At 60.5% G+C, this 16643-nt stretch carries 17 protein-coding genes; 12 read left to right on the top strand and 5 right to left on the bottom strand.

Features of this window, described 5'->3' with window-relative positions; genetic code table 11:
- Positions 1-320 precede the first annotated feature (320 nt).
- On the top strand, positions 321-1493 hold the full coding sequence (locus FGE05_RS26985) for a pyridoxal phosphate-dependent aminotransferase (protein ID WP_139649752.1): 1173 nt from the start codon (positions 321-323) through the stop codon (positions 1491-1493).
- The gene (sfsA, locus tag FGE05_RS26980; protein WP_139649751.1) at positions 1493-2248 is read left to right on the top strand and encodes a DNA/RNA nuclease SfsA; all 756 of its coding nucleotides are present in this window, start codon (positions 1493-1495) and stop codon (positions 2246-2248) included. Before FGE05_RS26985 ends, sfsA begins: the two co-directional genes overlap by 1 nt.
- Here the strand turns inward: sfsA and FGE05_RS26975 are convergent.
- Positions 2204-2521, bottom strand: coding sequence for a Rieske (2Fe-2S) protein (locus tag FGE05_RS26975; RefSeq protein WP_139649749.1), 318 nt, complete (start codon positions 2519-2521; stop codon positions 2204-2206). The two genes, sfsA and FGE05_RS26975, sit on opposite strands and share 45 nt — an antisense overlap.
- Positions 2522-2672: 151 nt before the next feature.
- On the opposite strand from FGE05_RS26975, the gene FGE05_RS26970 reads away from it, so the two are divergent.
- The gene (locus FGE05_RS26970; protein ID WP_139649880.1) at positions 2673-3515 is read left to right on the top strand and encodes a ChaN family lipoprotein; all 843 of its coding nucleotides are present in this window, start codon (positions 2673-2675) and stop codon (positions 3513-3515) included.
- Between the two features lie 217 nt (positions 3516-3732).
- Here FGE05_RS26970 and FGE05_RS26965 read toward each other — a convergent pair whose 3' ends face one another.
- The 3 genes from FGE05_RS26965 to FGE05_RS26955 all read right to left on the bottom strand — a co-directional run bounded on the left by FGE05_RS26965 (position 3733) and on the right by FGE05_RS26955 (position 6201).
- A complete protein-coding gene (locus FGE05_RS26965) occupies positions 3733-4005 on the bottom strand; it encodes a TfoX/Sxy family protein (RefSeq protein WP_139649747.1) in 273 nt (90 codons plus the stop codon).
- A 206-nt stretch (positions 4006-4211) separates the two neighbouring features.
- The gene (locus tag FGE05_RS26960; protein WP_139649745.1) at positions 4212-4553 is read right to left on the bottom strand and encodes a pentapeptide repeat-containing protein; all 342 of its coding nucleotides are present in this window, start codon (positions 4551-4553) and stop codon (positions 4212-4214) included.
- Between the two features lie 91 nt (positions 4554-4644).
- On the bottom strand, positions 4645-6201 hold the full coding sequence (locus tag FGE05_RS26955; RefSeq protein WP_139649743.1) for a bifunctional aminoglycoside phosphotransferase/ATP-binding protein: 1557 nt from the start codon (positions 6199-6201) through the stop codon (positions 4645-4647).
- A 140-nt stretch (positions 6202-6341) separates the two neighbouring features.
- Between FGE05_RS26955 and mrcB the strand changes: the two genes are divergently transcribed.
- From mrcB to FGE05_RS26940, 3 genes are read left to right on the top strand one after another with little or no spacing between them, the layout of a single operon-like run.
- Positions 6342-8660 (top strand): penicillin-binding protein 1B, encoded by a 2319-nt coding sequence (gene mrcB, locus FGE05_RS26950; RefSeq protein ID WP_139649740.1) that lies wholly within the window; start codon positions 6342-6344, stop codon positions 8658-8660.
- A gap of 16 nt (positions 8661-8676) precedes the next feature.
- Positions 8677-9396, top strand: coding sequence for a M48 family metallopeptidase (locus FGE05_RS26945; protein WP_041020672.1), 720 nt, complete (start codon positions 8677-8679; stop codon positions 9394-9396).
- Positions 9396-9725, top strand: coding sequence for a YqcC family protein (locus FGE05_RS26940; RefSeq protein ID WP_055129265.1), 330 nt, complete (start codon positions 9396-9398; stop codon positions 9723-9725). Before FGE05_RS26945 ends, FGE05_RS26940 begins: the two co-directional genes overlap by 1 nt.
- 6 nt (positions 9726-9731) lie before the next feature.
- On the opposite strand, the gene FGE05_RS26935 is transcribed toward FGE05_RS26940, so the two are convergent.
- Positions 9732-10154, bottom strand: coding sequence for a DUF4124 domain-containing protein (locus tag FGE05_RS26935; RefSeq protein ID WP_175386687.1), 423 nt, complete (start codon positions 10152-10154; stop codon positions 9732-9734).
- Positions 10155-10554: 400 nt separating this feature from the next.
- Here FGE05_RS26935 and FGE05_RS26930 point away from each other — a divergent pair, with 400 nt between their 5' ends.
- From FGE05_RS26930 to msrQ, 6 genes are all read left to right on the top strand, one after another.
- Positions 10555-12279 (top strand): acetolactate synthase 3 large subunit, encoded by a 1725-nt coding sequence (locus tag FGE05_RS26930; RefSeq protein WP_139649738.1) that lies wholly within the window; start codon positions 10555-10557, stop codon positions 12277-12279.
- 2 nt (positions 12280-12281) lie between these two features.
- Entirely contained in the window at positions 12282-12773 is a 492-nt protein-coding gene (gene ilvN / locus FGE05_RS26925) for an acetolactate synthase small subunit (RefSeq protein WP_003205610.1), read from the top strand.
- A 45-nt stretch (positions 12774-12818) separates the two neighbouring features.
- On the top strand, positions 12819-13835 hold the full coding sequence (ilvC, locus tag FGE05_RS26920; protein ID WP_024779611.1) for a ketol-acid reductoisomerase: 1017 nt from the start codon (positions 12819-12821) through the stop codon (positions 13833-13835).
- 144 nt (positions 13836-13979) lie between these two features.
- The gene (gene pssA / locus FGE05_RS26915; RefSeq protein ID WP_041020669.1) at positions 13980-14837 is read left to right on the top strand and encodes a CDP-diacylglycerol--serine O-phosphatidyltransferase; all 858 of its coding nucleotides are present in this window, start codon (positions 13980-13982) and stop codon (positions 14835-14837) included.
- 63 nt (positions 14838-14900) lie between these two features.
- The gene (gene msrP / locus FGE05_RS26910; RefSeq protein WP_139649736.1) at positions 14901-15914 is read left to right on the top strand and encodes a protein-methionine-sulfoxide reductase catalytic subunit MsrP; all 1014 of its coding nucleotides are present in this window, start codon (positions 14901-14903) and stop codon (positions 15912-15914) included.
- Complete coding sequence (gene msrQ / locus FGE05_RS26905) at positions 15914-16534, top strand: protein-methionine-sulfoxide reductase heme-binding subunit MsrQ (RefSeq protein WP_139649734.1); 621 nt, start codon at positions 15914-15916, stop codon at positions 16532-16534. Before msrP ends, msrQ begins: the two co-directional genes overlap by 1 nt.
- Positions 16535-16643 lie beyond the last annotated feature (109 nt).

Below are 16643 nucleotides of genomic sequence, written 5' to 3'. Positions count from 1 at the left end.
CTACGCAGGATTGCTCCATCACCGACACCTGCCGGCCCTGCGGCTGCAAGCGGGCGAACTTACCAGATCGAATCGGGCCGCGCCACTCCCGGTTGTCGAGCCTGCGGCGGGCGGGGCCTCGCAAGGCATGGCCGGGTTCGGTTCGGTGAAGAGGTCATCCTGCTCAATGCTTGATTCTAGTCAAGCCTGGGCCAATCGCCGGAGTCATTTCCTGCAATCCGGGGCTATGACCTCTTCCTGCTCGCGCTCGTTCCGCAGTTGTTTCTGACTTGGGCGGAGAGTTGGGTAGAATCGGTTCTTTTTTATGCGAAGGAAGGCTAATGGCTCAGTCCTACAGTGCGCGCAGTCGCGCCATCGAACCTTTCCATGTGATGGCGTTGCTGGCCCGTGCCAATGAACTGCAGGCCGCCGGACACGACGTCATCCACCTGGAGATCGGCGAGCCGGACTTCACCACGGCCGAGCCGATCATCCAGGCCGGCCAGGCCGCGCTGGCGGCGGGCAAGACCCGCTACACCGCCGCTCGCGGCATCCCCGAACTGCGGGAAGCCATTGCCGGTTTCTATGGGCAGCGCTACGGGGTGAGCATCGACCCCCGACGTATCCTGATCACGCCGGGTGGGTCTGGTGCATTGCTGCTGGCCAGTGCCTTGCTGGTAGACCCGGGTAAACACTGGTTGCTGGCGGACCCGGGCTACCCCTGCAACCGTCACTTCCTGCGGTTGGTGGAAGGCGCGGCGCAGCTGGTGCCGGTGGGGCCGGAGGTGCGTTACCAGTTGACCCCTGAGCTGGTGGACCGGCATTGGGACCAGGACAGCGTCGGTGCGCTGGTGGCGTCGCCGGCCAATCCGACCGGGACGCTCCTCTCCCGGGATGAACTGGCCGGGCTGTCGAAGGCAATCAAGGCGCGTAATGGCCATCTGGTGGTGGATGAGATCTATCACGGCCTGACCTATGGCACCGAGGCCGCCAGCGTGCTGGAAGTCGACGACGATGCCTTCGTCCTGAATAGTTTTTCCAAGTATTTCGGTATGACCGGCTGGCGACTGGGCTGGCTGGTGGCGCCTTCGGCTGCCGTCAGTGAGTTGGAAAAACTGGCGCAGAACCTCTACATCAGCGCGCCGAGCATGGCCCAGTACGCGGCCCTGGCCTGTTTCGAGCCGGCGACCATCGAAATCTTCGAGCAGCGTCGGGCCGAGTTCGCGCTACGCCGGGATTTCTTGCTGCCGGCCTTGCGTGAGTTGGGTTTCGGCATTGCGGTCGAGCCGGAAGGCGCGTTCTACCTCTATGCCGATATCCGCGCATTCGGTGGCGATGCCTTTGCCTTCTGCCAGCACTTCCTGGAAACCGAACACGTGGCGTTCACCCCCGGCCTGGACTTCGGCCGTCACCAGGCTGGGCACCATGTGCGCTTCGCCTACACCCAGAGCCTGCCGCGGCTACAGGAAGCGGTGGAGCGAATCGCGCGTGGACTGCGGAGCTGGCAAGGCTGATGCGCTTTTCTCCTGCCCTGGAAGAAGGTCGACTGATTCGGCGCTACAAGCGCTTCCTTGCCGATATCGAAACCCTTGATGGCGAACAGCTGACGATCCACTGTCCCAATACCGGTTCGATGCTCAATTGCATGGCCGAAGGCGCACGGGTCTGGTTCAGTCGTTCCAGCGATCCCAAACGCAAGCTGCCCGGAACCTGGGAAGTCGGCGAAACCCCCCAGGGGCGGCTGGCTTGCATCAACACCGGGCGGGCCAATGGCTTGATCGAAGAGGCGTTGCGTGCCGGGGTGATCAGCGAGCTCAATGGCTTCATCGGGTTAAAGCGGGAAGTGGCCTACGGCGTGGAGAACAGTCGTATCGATTTTCGCCTGGACTACGAGCACGGTTCGGCCTGGGTCGAAGTCAAGAGCGTCACCCTGGGTTTCGATGGCACGAACGTCGCCGCGTTTCCCGATGCCGTGACGCAGCGCGGCGCCAAGCACTTGAGGGAATTGGCCTGCCTGGCTCGCGAAGGTACGAGGGCGGTGCAGTTGTATTGCGTGAACCTGAGCGGCATCGACGCAGTGCGCCCGGCCGAGGAAATCGACCCGGGCTATGCGGCAGCCCTGCGCGAAGCGGCCGCGGCGGGTGTGCAGGTGCTGGCCTACGGGGTCACGCTGACGCCCGAGCAGATGTGGGTGGACCGTGCGTTGCCAGTGTTGCTCGAGCCGCTACACCTTGACCCAGATGCCTTGCGCGTTCTCCCGGCTGTCTAGCGCCACCAGGAACTGGCCGGCACAAGGACCGGCCACGCATTCGCCGCTTTCGATCAGAAACAGCGCGCCGTGGGTGGCGCACTGGATCAGGCTGGCACTGGCGTCGAGGAACCGGTCGGGTTGCCATTCCAGCGGTACGCCACGGTGCGGACAGCGGTTGAGATACACATGAACCTGACCCGCACGCCGTACCGCCAGCACCTTGCGCCCCTCAATGTCGAAACCGCGACTGTCGTTGTCGGGCAGTTCGGCGTTGCTGCACAGAAATTTCATGTGAGTCTCGATGCGGATGTTGAATGCCTCCCTGTGGGAGTAACTTCACAGTTGACGGTCAGATAGAAGTATTCATCAAATGTCGGGTCGAGAGTACTCGCCTGACGATTCCATGCCCATTCATGAACAACTTCGTCGAGAACGCTGCCCGATGCGCCTGATCCTGATTCTGGTCTTGAGTACCTTGACCGCCTGCCAGAGCATCGCACCGCCACCGATCAGCGGGCGGATCCGTGACCTGCACAACGGTCAGTCTGTTGCGCCCAGGGTTCTGGTCGAACGTCTGGCGAAGGCGCCTCGGGTTATCGTGGGAGAGCAGCATGACAACCCGGATCATCACGCGCTGCAATTATGGCTGCTCCAGGCCTTGGCCGGGCAACGGGCGCAAGGCAGTCTATTGCTGGAAATGCTGACGCCAAGCCAGCAGTCGCGGATCGATGGGGTCCGCCAGCAACCTGCCATGCCGGAAAACTTGCCTGACGCGCTGGATTGGTCGCCGGGTTGGGATTGGAACCTCTATGGACCTGTCGTCGAATACGCACTGGCGCAACCTTATCCGTTGTTGGCCGCGAACCTGGATGCTGTCGAAATCCAGCGCTTCTACCGGCAAGCGCCAGGCTTGAGCGGTGTTCGCTCCAATGGGGCGGCGGTAAAAGAAGAGCTGCTGGGGCAGATTCGCGATGCCCACTGCGGCCTGCTGCCGGAATCGCAGATGCCGGCGATGGTGGCCGTTCAGCAACAACGCGATCGGCGCATGGCCGAGCGATTACTGGCCGCGCCAACCCCCGCATTGTTGTTTGCAGGTGCCTGGCATGGACGCAAGGATATTGGCGTACCGCTGCATGTCCTGGACCTTGGGGCAGGTGAAGCACCGGTGGTCCTGATGCTGGCCGAGGAGGGCAGCGAGGTCACATCGGCCATGGCGGATTACGTCTGGTACACACCGGCCACGCCACCCGTGGATTATTGCGCGCAAATGCGCGGACAGCCGTAGGCTTCTCGCGGACAAAAAAAGACCCGGCAAGAGCCGGGTCAAATAACCGTGATTAGCCTGATGAGGAGATATCTGAGAGTCCGAACCAAGGGCTTTTCAAATATCGACCAGTCTCGCGACCGGATGTGGTAATCATAGCGATTCTCATTACCATGTCAAACGTTGTTTTCCAGTTCGTCGCAATAACCGCGATGGTTTATGTCGATAACCAAGGGCGTCAGGCTTTGTGGTGTGTGGAAATGGCGTCCAATTGCTTGTTCAATGCTTCCTTGCGTTCGGCGGGGATGTCATTCCAGTGCATATCCATCAGCGCGCCTTCAATCGCGTACAGCAACACCTTGGAGGCCCGGAAACCACGCGTGCGTACCGCACGATAGGCATCGACCGCTCCGAGTCGACGCAGATCCGAGGCGCTGTGGATGCCCACGGCGTGTAGCCATTGGGCCGACGTCTTGCCCAGATTTTTCAGGTGTTGCAGTTCATCATTCATCGAGCCTCCTTGCGACGGCCGACTGTTCAGTGGGCAAGCTTCTCAGGAGTGTAGCGCTCAGTAGGAAAAGCGTGATTCTTTGGCAGGATTGTCGCAAAAGCTTCTAAGGCATAACGCACGATGAGGGAAAACCAGTGGCGACGGACCCTATCCAGCGCGGGCGGGGGCGCTGGATTTGGTCGTGCGGGTTTGCCTTTTCTGGCAAATCAGCGGGTACGGTAGCGCAACCGGGTGCCGAAGTTCATCGACATCAGAATTTCGTCGGCCGACAGCTCGGGTGGGAAATAGGCGCCGGAGATCTGCGCATGGGCCAGGCTCGCGCCTTCCAGCTTCGACTTGCGGAAATCGACGCCACGCAAATCAGCGGAACGGAAGTAAGCGTCCGTGAAGTCGACGTCGTCCACATTCAATTCCCGCAGGTCGAGCCCGCGAAAATCGCCGCCGCGCAAGTCAACCGGGCCTTGAGGGCGTTCTTTATTGAAGCCTGCAATGTCGTCTTTGCGCAGCAAGGCATACAGCGGCGTGTCGAGAATCTTTGGGCGGTTCATGTCATGTCACCTGTTGGTTTTATGGCGCCAGTATAGTGCCAGTATTTGGCGACCGTGAAGCCAGGTGTCGCTTCACGGTCGAAATAGTTGCTTACAGGCCTGGCAGGCGTTGGCGAATCTGCGCGACCACGTTGTCGAGCGTGCCGCTTTCATTGGTCTGCACCGGTTTGCTGCAGAGGATTTCCTCCGGCGTCAGCGCTTCGCGGTTAGCCTGCTGTGCGGCGATGACGGCCAGGGTCGCGTCGGAAGGGTCTTTCTGATCGGCCTGACGCTGCGCCAGCCTGTTTTCGATGACCGCTTGCGGGGCATTGCAATCGAGGATCAGGAACGGGGTGCCCGTCGCTTCGGCGATTTTCGCTGCGGCTTCACGCTGCTCGCGCTTGAGGTACGTGGCATCGATCACCACCGGGAACCCGGCGCGCAGGATCCCGCCGGCGATTTCATGCAAGCGCGCATACGTGGCGCTGCTGGCATCGCCGCTATAGATGCCGGCCTGGGGATCGTTCGGCACCTGTTGCTCACCGAACAGGCGCTTGCGTTCCACGTCCGAACGCAGGCGAATCGCCCCCAGCGCTTCCACCAGGCGCATCGCGACGTGGCTTTTGCCTACGGCTGAAACACCATGGGTAATGGCCAGGAATGGCGACGGAATGGTGCTGTAGCTCTCTGCCAGGTTGGCGTAGTTGCGGTACTGGCGCAGGGTGGTGGCGCGTTGCACCGGGTCGGCTTCGGCCGGCATGCTGAACAAGGCGATCTTGGCCCGGACCAGGGCCCGGTAGGCTTTGTAGAAGTTCAGCAGTTCCAGGCCCTGGTAATCGCCGGTCAGCTCCAGGTACTGGCTGACGAATCGCCGGGCCAGGGACTTGAGCCCGCGGTCTTCCAGGTCCATCGCCAGGAATGCCGTGTCGCCGTAGACGTCGGTGAAACGGAACGGTTCGTTGAACTCGATGCAGTCGAAAATCACCACATTGCCATCGATCACGGTGGCGTTGCCCAGGTGGATGTCGCCATGGCATTCGCGGATGAAGCCTTCGGCCTTGCGCTGGATGAACAGCGGCTTGAGGCGTTCGAAACTGCTTTCAGCCCAGGCTTGCAGGGCCTCGAGTTGCGCCAGGTCAGCCTTGTCGCTGAGGAACGGGAGGATCTGTTCGAAATTCTGCCGCACCGGTGCCATCACGCTGTCCGGGGTGCCGGCCGGGTTTTCGGCGGGAACCTTGGGCGTGGAGAGGTGGAACCGGGCAATCTGCTCGGCCATTTCGTCGACGTGGGCGGTGGTCAGTTCACCGTTGGCCTGCAACGTGCTGAGCAACTGGCTTTGCGGGAACTGACGCATCTTCAGGGCATATTCGATCGCCGGTCCGTCACCATTCAACTGTGGCGCTTCGGCGCTGCCGGTGATCGGCAACACTTCCAGGTACAGGTCCCGGGTCAAGCGCTGGTTCAGGCGCAGCTCTTCGCCGCAGAAATGCTTGCGGGCGTCTAGCTCGGTGAAGTCGAGGAAACCGAAATTGACCGGCTTCTTGAACTTGTAGGCGTAAGGACCGGTGAGCAAGACCCAGGAAATGTGGGTTTCGATGACCTGGAACCCTTCGACGGGGTGCGGATAGAGGGCCGGGTTTTGCAGGGCAGCGATCAGGGTCTGGCTCACAGGCGATCCTTCAGAGTCTGGAAAAATTCAAGGCCGTCATTATGGCGGCAAGCTGCATTAACGCAAACCGGATGGCCTGTGCATCACGCAGCTTATCGGGCTCATGTTGAACCATCGCAAAGTGCGTATAATCCGCCGCCATGACTCGTACCCGATCCCCCCGTACCCCCAAGAAACCACCCGCCAGCCGCCTGCGGCCCTGGCTGGGCTGGGCCCTTAAACTCGGCCTGGTGGGCCTTGTCGTGCTTGCCGGTTTTGCCGTCTACCTCGATGCGGTGGTCCAGGAGAAGTTCTCCGGCAAGCGCTGGACGATCCCGGCCAAGGTCTACGCCCGGCCGCTGGAGCTGTTCGTCGGACAGAAGCTGAGCAAGGACGACTTCCTCACCGAACTCGACGCCCTGGGCTATCGCCGTGAAAGTGTGGCCAACGGCCCGGGCGAAGCTTCCGTCAATGGCAACACTGTCGATCTCAATACCCGTGGCTTCCAGTTCTATGAAGGCATGGAGCAGGCGCAAGCGGTGCGCGTGCGGTTTTCCGGCGACTACGTGGCCGCGTTGACGGGTGCCAACAATGCCAGTCTTTCGGTGGTGCGCCTCGAGCCGCTGTTGATCGGCGGCCTGTATCCGAAGAACCTCGAAGACCGGATCCTGATCAAGATCGACCAGGTGCCACCGTTCCTGATCGATACGCTGGTCGCTGTCGAAGACCGGGATTTCTACCATCACTTCGGCGTCTCGCCCAAGTCGATTGCCCGGGCCATCTGGGTCAACACGTCCTCGGGCCATATGCGTCAGGGTGGCAGTACTCTGACCCAACAGTTGGTCAAGAACTTCTACCTGACCAACGAGCGCAGCCTCACCCGCAAGCTCACCGAAGCCATGATGGCGCTGTTGCTGGAGTTGCATTACGACAAGCAGGAGATCCTCGAGGCGTACCTCAATGAGGTCTTCATCGGCCAGGACGGTCAGCGGGCGGTGCACGGTTTTGGCCTCGCCAGCCAGTTCTTCTTCAGCCAGCCGTTGTCCGAACTCAAGCTGCATCAGGTGGCGCTGCTGGTGGGCATGGTCAAGGGGCCGTCTTCCTACAACCCGCGGCGTAATCCGGAGCGGGCCCTCGAGCGTCGCAACCTGGTGCTCGACCTGCTGCAACAACAAGGCGTGGCGACGGCCGAGCAGGTCGAAGCAGCGAAGAAAATGCCATTGGGCGTGACTAAGCGCGGCAGTCTGGCGGACAGCTCGTTCCCCGGTTTCCTCGACCTGGTCAAACGGCAACTGCGTGAAGACTACCGCGACGAAGACTTGACCGAAGAAGGCCTGCGGATCTTCACCAGTTTCGACCCGATCCTGCAGATGAAAGCCGAAGCGTCGGTCGAGGATACTTTTAAGCGTCTGGGTGCGCGCAAGGGTGCCGAGGATGTGGAAGCCGCCATGGTGGTGACCAACCCGGAAACCGGTGAAGTCCAGGCCATGATCGGCAGCCGCCAGGCCAGTTTCGCCGGTTTCAACCGGGCCCTGGATGCCGTGCGCCCGATCGGCTCGCTGATCAAGCCGGCGGTGTACCTTACCGCCCTGGAAAAACCAAGCCAGTACACACTGACCAGTTGGCTGTCGGACGAGGTGTTCTCGGTCAAGGGCGCGGACGGCCAGGTCTGGAAACCGCAGAACTATGACCGGCGCTCCCACGGTACGGTTTTCCTGTATCAGGGGCTGGCGCATTCCTACAACTTGTCCACGGCTCGCCTTGGGCTGGAAGTCGGTGTGCCGAATGTGCTCAAGACATTGGCGCGTCTCGGGGTCAGCCGCGAATTGCCGGCCTTCCCGTCGATGCTGCTGGGAGCCGGTGGCCTCACGCCGATCGAGGTTGCGGCCATGTACCAGACGCTGGCCAACGGCGGCTTCAATACGCCGATGCGCGGGATCCGCAGCGTGCTCACCGCCGACGGTGAGCCACTCAAGCGTTATCCGTTCCAGATTCAGCAGCGTTTCGATCCGGGTTCCATCTACCTGATCCAGAGCGCCATGCAGCGGGTCATGCGTGAAGGTACCGGCAGCTCGGTCTATAACGTGCTGCCCCGAACCCTGACGCTGGCGGGCAAGACCGGTACCAGTAACGATTCCCGTGACAGCTGGTTCGCCGGTTTCAGCCAGGACCTGCTGGCCGTGGTCTGGCTCGGTCGCGATGACAACGGCAAGACGCCGTTCACCGGCGCCACGGGCGCATTGCAGGTCTGGACCAGCTTCATGCGCAAGGCCGACCCATTGCCGCTGGACATGCCGCAGCCGGACAACGTCGTTCAAGCCTGGGTCGATTCGCGCACCGGACAAGGCTCCGATGCCAATTGCCCGGGCGCGGTGCAGATGCCGTATATTCGCGGCAGCGAACCACCACCCGGAGCCGCCTGCGGCGGACAGAATCCAGCCGAGTCGGTGATGGATTGGGTCAAAGACTGGATGAATTAAGCAAAGAGGGTTTCACGTGAACAAGTGGTTGATTCCAGCGGTAACTGCCGTGGCTTTGCTCAGTGGTTGCTCGACCGTACAGCGCGGCTCGATTCCGGTTGTCGACTCCGGCACTGCCGTTTCCAACAGTGAGCGGGTGTCGGCCAACGGCGGCTTCCGTCAAACGACGGTGAAGCGGCCGGTGCAAGGCCAGGCCCAGGCGATTCCTCAAGGCGACACCGGTGTGGTCGTGATGGTGCCCGGTGGCGGTGCCACGACCTCGGCGCCGATCAGCACTACGCCGATCACGCCCGGACCCATCACGCCAGGCCCTATCGAAACCTCGCCGATCAATCAGGGCAGCTACAGCATGCCTGCCTCGCCCGGCAGCATTCCGTCGGCCGGCTCCGGTGGCCTGTCCGCCGATGAACAGCTGGATGGCCCGGTGTTGGCCCTGCTGACGACCGCCCAACAGCAACAGGCCAGTGGCGACCTCAACGGTGCCTCTTCCAGTCTGGAACGTGCCCAGCGCGTAGCGCCGCGTGAACCCCAGGTTCTTTATCGCCTGGCCCAGGTACGCATGGCCCAGGGCGATGCGCCGCAAGCCGAACAACTGGCCCGTCGCGGTCTGACATTCACCAGCGGTCGTCCGGCCCTTCAGGCTAGCCTGTGGGAACTGATCGCCCAGGCGCGTGAGAAACAAGGCGATTCGGCCGGCGCGGCGCTGGCCCGTCAGAAGGCCAAGGTTTCGCTCTGATGGATACGCGTTTTCCCCAGATCGCCGATCAGTTGCTGCTGATCGAGCGGGAGTTGCGGGTCCAGGGCTGGTGGAGCAGCGTTTCGCCTTCGGTCGAAGCGCTGGCCAGTGTCGAGCCGTTCGCGGTCGACACCCTGGACTTCGAGCAATGGCTGCAATGGATTTTCCTGCCACGGATGAAAGCCATCCTGGAAAATGACCTGCCGCTGCCCAACGCCTCGGGCATCCTTGCCATGGCGGAAATGGTCTATGCCCAGCGACCAGGGCAGGGCATCGAGTTGCAGCGGTTGCTGTCGCAGTTCGACCGGTTGATCAGCGACGTCAGCTGACTGCCGTCACTGGCAGTGTTCCTCGATCTGCTTGCTCGTCTCGTCGATTCGCTGGCGTCGTTCCTCGTCAGTGAGGCGGCGCATTTCCCCCTCCACGTCTTCACGAACCCGTGGGTTGTTCTTCAATTGTGCGAGGTTGGTCCGGGCCTGCTCGCAGAACACCTTGAGCTGGGCTTCCTGGTCAGCCACTTGCTGCTTGACCTGCTCGTCAATGGCCTTTTGGTCGCCAATGGTGCCGGCGGAGGGGGGCGCGGGCGGTTTGCCGACGGGCGGTGAGGACTTGATCACGGTCGTGGCCCCTGCGTCATCGGGTGGCTGGGCGCTGAAGTGAGTCACCCCCTGGGCGTCCACCCATTTGTAGATCTGACCGGCCATGCACATCGGGCTCAGGCCAACCAGCAGGCTGGCCGTCAGTATGAACATTCGCATGCTGTTTCCTTGTCATGGGTTGCGCAATTGAAGCTAACACAGTTGCCGTTTAAAGGTTTTTTCTTGCGTTCTCATGCGCTTACTTCGAATAAAGCACATAGACGACTTGACTTGCAGAAGGCGAAACAGAAGAATCCAAAGTCCGCTGTAGAGGGACTGCCAGAAGCAGGCCCACTCGGCAGATCATGAGGCGCATATCCGCGTCGACCTGTTACACCCGCAACGCGTTACCTCGCGCTGGGTGGGAAAGGCCCGCAACACTTGGGACGATCCCAATACTTGCTCAGTCAGTGCTGACGTAGTCGGCGACCACCGTCGCTCATGCTCTGCCGAGAAGTAAACCTATTAAGACCCGTCCCCTTTTGAGGGGCGGTATTCTGGCGTTTTAGAGGTGAACAACGTGGAGCTTTTATCTGGCGGTGAGATGCTCGTCCGCTTCTTGCGTGACGAAGGCGTCAAATATATCTACGGGTACCCGGGTGGTGCTCTTCTTCATGTCTATGATGCCCTGTTCAAAGAACCGGAAGTGACCCACATCCTGGTTCGTCACGAGCAGGCGGCGACCCACATGGCTGACGGCTACGCCCGCGCCACCGGCAAGGCCGGCGTGGTGTTGGTGACTTCCGGTCCAGGCGCCACGAACGCCATCACCGGTATCGCCACCGCCTACATGGACTCGATCCCGATGGTGATCATTTCCGGCCAGGTGCCCAGCACCATGGTTGGCACTGATGCGTTCCAGGAAACCGACATGATCGGTATCTCCCGGCCGATCGTGAAGCACAGCTTCATGATCAAGCACCCGTCGGAAATCCCGGAAGTCATGAAGAAGGCCTTCTACCTGGCCGAATCCGGTCGTCCGGGCCCTGTGGTGGTCGATGTCCCGAAAGACATGACCAACCCGGCCGAGAAGTTCGAATACATCTTCCCGAAAAAAGCCAAGCTGCGCTCCTACAGCCCGGCCGTACGCGGTCACTCCGGGCAGATCCGCAAGGCAGCCGAAATGCTCCTGGCGGCCAAGCGTCCCGTGTTGTATTCGGGGGGGGGCGTGATCCTCGGTGGCGGCTCCGCGCCGCTGACCGAACTGGCGAAGATGCTCAACCTGCCGGTCACCAATACGCTGATGGGCCTGGGCGCCTTCCCGGGCACCGACCGTCAGTTCATCGGTATGCTCGGCATGCACGGCAGCTACACCGCCAACCTGGCGATGCACCATGCCGATGTGATCCTGGCGGTCGGTGCGCGTTTCGATGACCGGGTCATCAACGGTGCGGCGAAGTTCTGCCCGAACGCCAAGATCATCCACATCGACATCGACCCTGCGTCCATTTCCAAGACCATCAAGGCAGACGTGCCGATTGTCGGTCCTGTGGAGAGTGTCCTGACCGAAATGGTCGCGATCCTCAAGGAAATCGGCGAGACCCCGAACAAGGAGTCCGTGGCCAGTTGGTGGAAGCAGGTCGATGAGTGGCGTGGCGACCGTGGCCTGTTCCCCTATGACAAGGGCGACGGTAGCGTGATCAAGCCGCAGACCGTGATCGAAACCCTTTGCGAAGTGACCAAGGGCGATGCCTTTGTAACCTCCGACGTGGGCCAGCACCAGATGTTCGCTGCGCAATACTATACGTTCAACAAGCCCAACCGCTGGATCAACTCCGGTGGCCTGGGCACCATGGGCTTCGGTTTCCCGGCGGCCATGGGCATCAAGTTGAGCTTCCCGGATGTCGACGTCGCCTGCGTCACCGGCGAGGGCAGCATCCAGATGAACATCCAGGAGCTGTCCACCTGCCTGCAATACGGTTTGCCGGTGAAGATCGTGATCCTGAACAACGGTGTGCTGGGCATGGTTCGCCAATGGCAGGACATGAGCTACGGCAGCCGTCACTCGCACTCGTACATGGAATCGCTGCCTGATTTCGTCAAGCTGGCCGAGGCCTATGGTCACGTCGGCGTGCGCATCACCGAATCGAAGGACCTGAAGTCGAAGATGGAGGAGGCGTTCGCCATGAAGGATCGCCTGGTGGTCATCGATATTGCGGTCGACACCAGCGAACACGTCTACCCGATGCAGATCAAAGACGGTTCCATGCGCGATATGTGGCTGAGCAAGACGGAGCGTACCTAATCATGCGGCATATTATTTCCCTGCTTCTGGAAAACGAACCGGGTGCTCTGTCTCGCGTAGTGGGCCTGTTCTCGCAGCGCAACTACAACATCGAAAGCCTGACGGTGGCGCCAACCGAAGACCCGACCCTGTCGCGTCTGACGCTGACCACCGTGGGCCACGATGAAATCATCGAGCAGATCACCAAGAACCTGAACAAGCTGATCGAGGTGGTCAAGCTCGTGGACCTGTCGGAAAGTGCTCACATCGAGCGCGAGCTGATGCTGGTCAAGGTCAAGGCCACCGGCGCCCAGCGCGCCGAGATCAAGCGCACTACCGATATTTATCGTGGGCAGATCGTCGATGTCAGCGCCAGCGTCTATACCGTTCAGTTGACCGGTACCAGCGACAAGCTCGACAGCTTCATTCAATCGATCGGCACTGCCTCGATTCTGGAAACCGTACGCAGTGGTGTCACCGGCATTGCCCGTGGCGACAAAGTACTGAGCATCTAAACCAAATTAGCGAATGGCCTGAACGGCCGGATATAGGGGAAATTCATGAAAGTTTTCTACGATAAAGATTGCGACCTGTCGATCATCCAGGGCAAGAAAGTCGCCATCATCGGCTACGGTTCCCAGGGTCACGCCCAGGCGTGCAACCTGAAGGACTCCGGTGTTGACGTGACCGTCGGCCTGCGTAAAGGCTCGGCCACCGTTGCCAAGGCAGAAGCCCACGGCCTGAAAGTGGCTGACGTGGCTTCCGCCGTTGCCGCTGCCGACCTGGTCATGATCCTGACCCCGGACGAATTCCAGGGCGCACTGTATCGCGACGAAATCGAACCGAACATCAAGAAGGGCGCTACCCTGGCCTTCTCCCACGGTTTCTCGATCCATTACAACCAGGTCGTGCCACGCGCTGACCTCGACGTGATCATGATCGCGCCGAAGGCTCCGGGTCACACCGTGCGTTCCGAGTTCGTCAAGGGTGGCGGTATCCCTGACCTGATCGCGATCTACCAGGACGCTTCGGGCAACGCCAAGAACGTGGCCCTGTCCTACGCTGCGGGCGTTGGCGGCGGCCGTACCGGCATCATCGAAACCACCTTCAAGGACGAGACCGAAACCGACCTGTTCGGTGAGCAGGCCGTTCTGTGCGGCGGTACCGTCGAGCTGGTTAAAGCCGGTTTCGAAACCCTGGTTGAAGCGGGCTACGCGCCGGAAATGGCCTACTTCGAGTGCCTGCACGAACTGAAGCTGATCGTTGACCTCATGTACGAAGGCGGTATCGCCAACATGAACTACTCGATCTCCAACAACGCCGAATACGGCGAGTACGTGACCGGTCCGGAAGTGATCAACGCCGAGTCCCGCCAGGCTATGCGCAACGCCCTGAAACGTATTCAGGACGGCGAATACGCCAAGATGTTCATCAGCGAAGGCGCTACCGGCTATCCTTCGATGACCGCCAAGCGTCGCAACAACGCTGCCCACGGCATCGAGATCATCGGCGAGCAACTGCGCTCGATGATGCCTTGGATCAGCGCCAACAAGATCGTCGACAAAGCCAAGAACTGAGTCGCGGGCTTGATCGAAAAACGCGGCCTCGGCCGCGTTTTTTCGTTTGGGCGATGGCTTCTGGTATAAAGCTGCATCGTTTGCGGCCGAACCCTCGTCCCAGACACCTGTCGAATTTTTTCACACCGTTGCAAGGTACTGTCCATGAGCGAACGTCCCGACGAGCCAAACCAGGCTCCTGACGCCGAAAGCATGTTGCCCATCGATGAACACGTCGAGGAAGGTCATGACGCTGAAGGCCGTAAGGTCCGGCATCGTGGCATCTATCTGCTGCCGAATCTGTTTACCACCGCCAACCTGTTTGCCGGTTTCTACTCGATCATCAGCTCCATGAGCGCCCAGGCTGCGTTGAGCGCTGGCGATAGCGCGGGGGCGAGCCGTTATTTTGCTTTCGCCGCCATCGCGATCTTTGTCGCCATGGTGCTCGATGGCCTGGACGGGCGCGTGGCCCGCATGACCAATACCCAGAGCGCATTCGGGGCCGAGTACGATTCCCTGTCGGACATGGTCGCTTTCGGCGTGGCCCCGGCCTTGCTGGCGTTCGGTTGGGCGCTGGGGGACATGGGCAAGGTCGGCTGGATGGTCGCCTTCATTTATGTGGCGGGTGCCGCGTTGCGCCTGGCGCGTTTCAACACCCAGGTCGGCAAGGCCGACAAGCGCTACTTCATCGGCCTGGCGAGCCCGGCTGCGGCGGGCGTCGTGGCGGGTGTGGTCTGGGCGTTCAGTGACTATGGCATCCAGGGTTCGAAGATGTCCTTCCTGGTGGCACTGCTGGTGGCGGCGGCCGGTATGCTGATGGTCAGCAACATCAAGTACAACAGCTTCAAGGAGCTTGATCTGAAGGGGCGTGTGCCATTCGTGGCCATCCTGGCGGTGGTGCTGGTGTTCGCGGTGGTCTTCAGCGATCCGCCGCGTATCCTGCTGCTGGTATTCCTTGCCTATGCCGCGTCCGGCCCGGTTCAGTACCTGTTGCGCCTGCGTCGTCACAAAAGCGCCGAGTGATGTAATTTCCCCCATACTCCGCAGTCTATTGGTGCACCTGCCCTCCAATACTGCGGAGTTGTCATGCTGATCAAGATCCCCAAGTCGTCCGACTGCCGTGAATCGGACGTCACGCCCGAATCCTTTTATTTATCCCGTCGCCAGATGCTGGGAGCAACCATGGCTGGCCTTGCCGTGAGCAGCCTGCCGCGCTGGGCGAGCGCCGCCGATGTGGCGCGCTATCCCGACGTGGAGCCAGGCAAGGCGCCGTCCTGGTTTGCCGAAAAACTACCCTCAACCCAATGGGGCGCGGTGACGGTCAAGAATGAACCGATTACGCCGTTCAAGGATGCAACCCATTACAACAACTTCTATGAGTTCGGAACCGACAAGGGCGATCCGGCGGCCAATGCCGGGTCCTTGAAAACCGAGCCTTGGAGCGTGGTGGTGGATGGAGAGGTAGGCAAGCCTGGGCGCTACGGTCTGGAAGACTTCATGAAGCCCTATCAATTGGAGGAGCGGATCTATCGACTGCGCTGCGTGGAGGCCTGGTCAATGGTCATTCCTTGGATCGGCTTTCCCATCTCTGCGCTGCTCAAGCAGGTTGAACCGACCTCCAAGGCCAAGTTCATCCGTTTTGAAACATTGCAGGATCCGAAGACCATGCCTGGCCAGCGCTCCGGCTTCGCCCTGATCGACTGGCCTTATGTAGAGGGTTTGCGGCTGGATGAGGCCATGAACCCATTGGCTATCCTCGCGGTTGGCATGTATGGGCGGGAGTTGCCGAACCAGAACGGCGCGCCGCTGCGGTTGGTGGTGCCATGGAAGTACGGTTTCAAAAGTGTGAAATCCATTGTGCGTATCAGTCTGGTCAGCGAACAACCCAAGACGACCTGGCAAAGCATTGCATCGGACGAATACGGCTTCTATGCCAACGTCAACCCGACGGTCGACCACCCGCGCTGGACCCAGGCGCATGAGCGTCGCCTGCCAAGCGGACTGTTCAGTCCCAATGTGCGCGATACATTGATGTTCAACGGCTATCAGGATGAAGTCGCTTCTTTATATGCAGGGATGGACCTGAGGAAGGACTACTGATGCGTTTTCCAGTGTGGCGGATTGGCGTCTTCGTCGCGGCGGCGATCTGGCCGTTGTTCTGGCTCTACGAGGCGTTGATGAATACCTTGGGCCCCGATCCTGGCAAGGTGCTGGTGGATCGGTTGGGGTTGGGGACGCTGATCCTGCTCCTCATTACCTTGAGTATGACCCCTCTACAGAAGTTGACGGGATGGGCGGGGTGGATCGCGGTCAGACGCCAACTCGGATTATGGTGCTTCACCTATGTGGTGCTTCACCTGAGTAGCTACTTGGCCTTCATCTTGGGATTCGACTGGTCGCAGTTGGGTGTCGAGTTGAGCAAGCGGCCGTACATCATCGTCGGGGTACTCGGGTTTCTCGGTTTGTTGTCCCTGGCCGTCACGTCCAACCGTTATAGCCAGCGGCGCCTCGGTGTGCGTTGGAAGAAGCTGCATCGCCTGGTTTATTTCATTCTCGGGCTTGGGTTGTTGCACATGCTGTGGATCGTGCGGGCAGATCTGAAGGAGTGGGCAATCTATGCTTTCATCGGGGGTGTCTTAATGATGCTGAGGATTCCTTCGATTACGCGCCGGATCCCGCGTTTGATGGGTAAGAAAGTGTCTTCTGCAACAAAAGCGTAATTAAGGGTTGACGGCAGATTCTGAGTCTCTATAATTCGCCCCACTTCCGGCGCAGTCGAAACGGAAAACTCCTTGAGTTTCAATGAGTTAGACGATTTAAGATGGCGCA

Origin of the sequence: Pseudomonas sp. ICMP22404 (assembly GCF_006227205.1) — a bacterium.
In the GTDB taxonomy this organism is placed as follows: Bacteria; Pseudomonadota; Gammaproteobacteria; order Pseudomonadales; family Pseudomonadaceae; genus Aquipseudomonas.
The sequence above is the reverse complement of the archived record's forward strand: the minus strand, read 5'-3'. Positions and strand labels throughout refer to the sequence as shown.

Bases quoted from the DNA above. Each gene is read 5' to 3' on its own strand.
- FGE05_RS26985 (WP_139649752.1), top strand. From the start codon at position 321: ATGGCTCAGTCCTACAGTGCGCGCAGTCGCGCCATCGAACCTTTCCAT.
- sfsA (WP_139649751.1), top strand. From the start codon at position 1,493: ATGCGCTTTTCTCCTGCCCTGGAAGAAGGTCGACTGATTCGGCGCTAC.
- FGE05_RS26975 (WP_139649749.1), bottom strand. From the start codon at position 2,521: ATGAAATTTCTGTGCAGCAACGCCGAACTGCCCGACAACGACAGTCGC.
- FGE05_RS26970 (WP_139649880.1), top strand. From the start codon at position 2,673: ATGCGCCTGATCCTGATTCTGGTCTTGAGTACCTTGACCGCCTGCCAG.
- FGE05_RS26965 (WP_139649747.1), bottom strand. From the start codon at position 4,005: ATGAATGATGAACTGCAACACCTGAAAAATCTGGGCAAGACGTCGGCC.
- FGE05_RS26960 (WP_139649745.1), bottom strand. From the start codon at position 4,553: ATGAACCGCCCAAAGATTCTCGACACGCCGCTGTATGCCTTGCTGCGC.
- mrcB (WP_139649740.1), top strand. From the start codon at position 6,342: ATGACTCGTACCCGATCCCCCCGTACCCCCAAGAAACCACCCGCCAGC.
- FGE05_RS26940 (WP_055129265.1), top strand. From the start codon at position 9,396: ATGGATACGCGTTTTCCCCAGATCGCCGATCAGTTGCTGCTGATCGAG.
- FGE05_RS26935 (WP_175386687.1), bottom strand. From the start codon at position 10,154: ATGCGAATGTTCATACTGACGGCCAGCCTGCTGGTTGGCCTGAGCCCG.
- ilvN (WP_003205610.1), top strand. From the start codon at position 12,282: ATGCGGCATATTATTTCCCTGCTTCTGGAAAACGAACCGGGTGCTCTG.
- ilvC (WP_024779611.1), top strand. From the start codon at position 12,819: ATGAAAGTTTTCTACGATAAAGATTGCGACCTGTCGATCATCCAGGGC.
- pssA (WP_041020669.1), top strand. From the start codon at position 13,980: ATGAGCGAACGTCCCGACGAGCCAAACCAGGCTCCTGACGCCGAAAGC.
- msrP (WP_139649736.1), top strand. From the start codon at position 14,901: ATGCTGATCAAGATCCCCAAGTCGTCCGACTGCCGTGAATCGGACGTC.
- msrQ (WP_139649734.1), top strand. From the start codon at position 15,914: ATGCGTTTTCCAGTGTGGCGGATTGGCGTCTTCGTCGCGGCGGCGATC.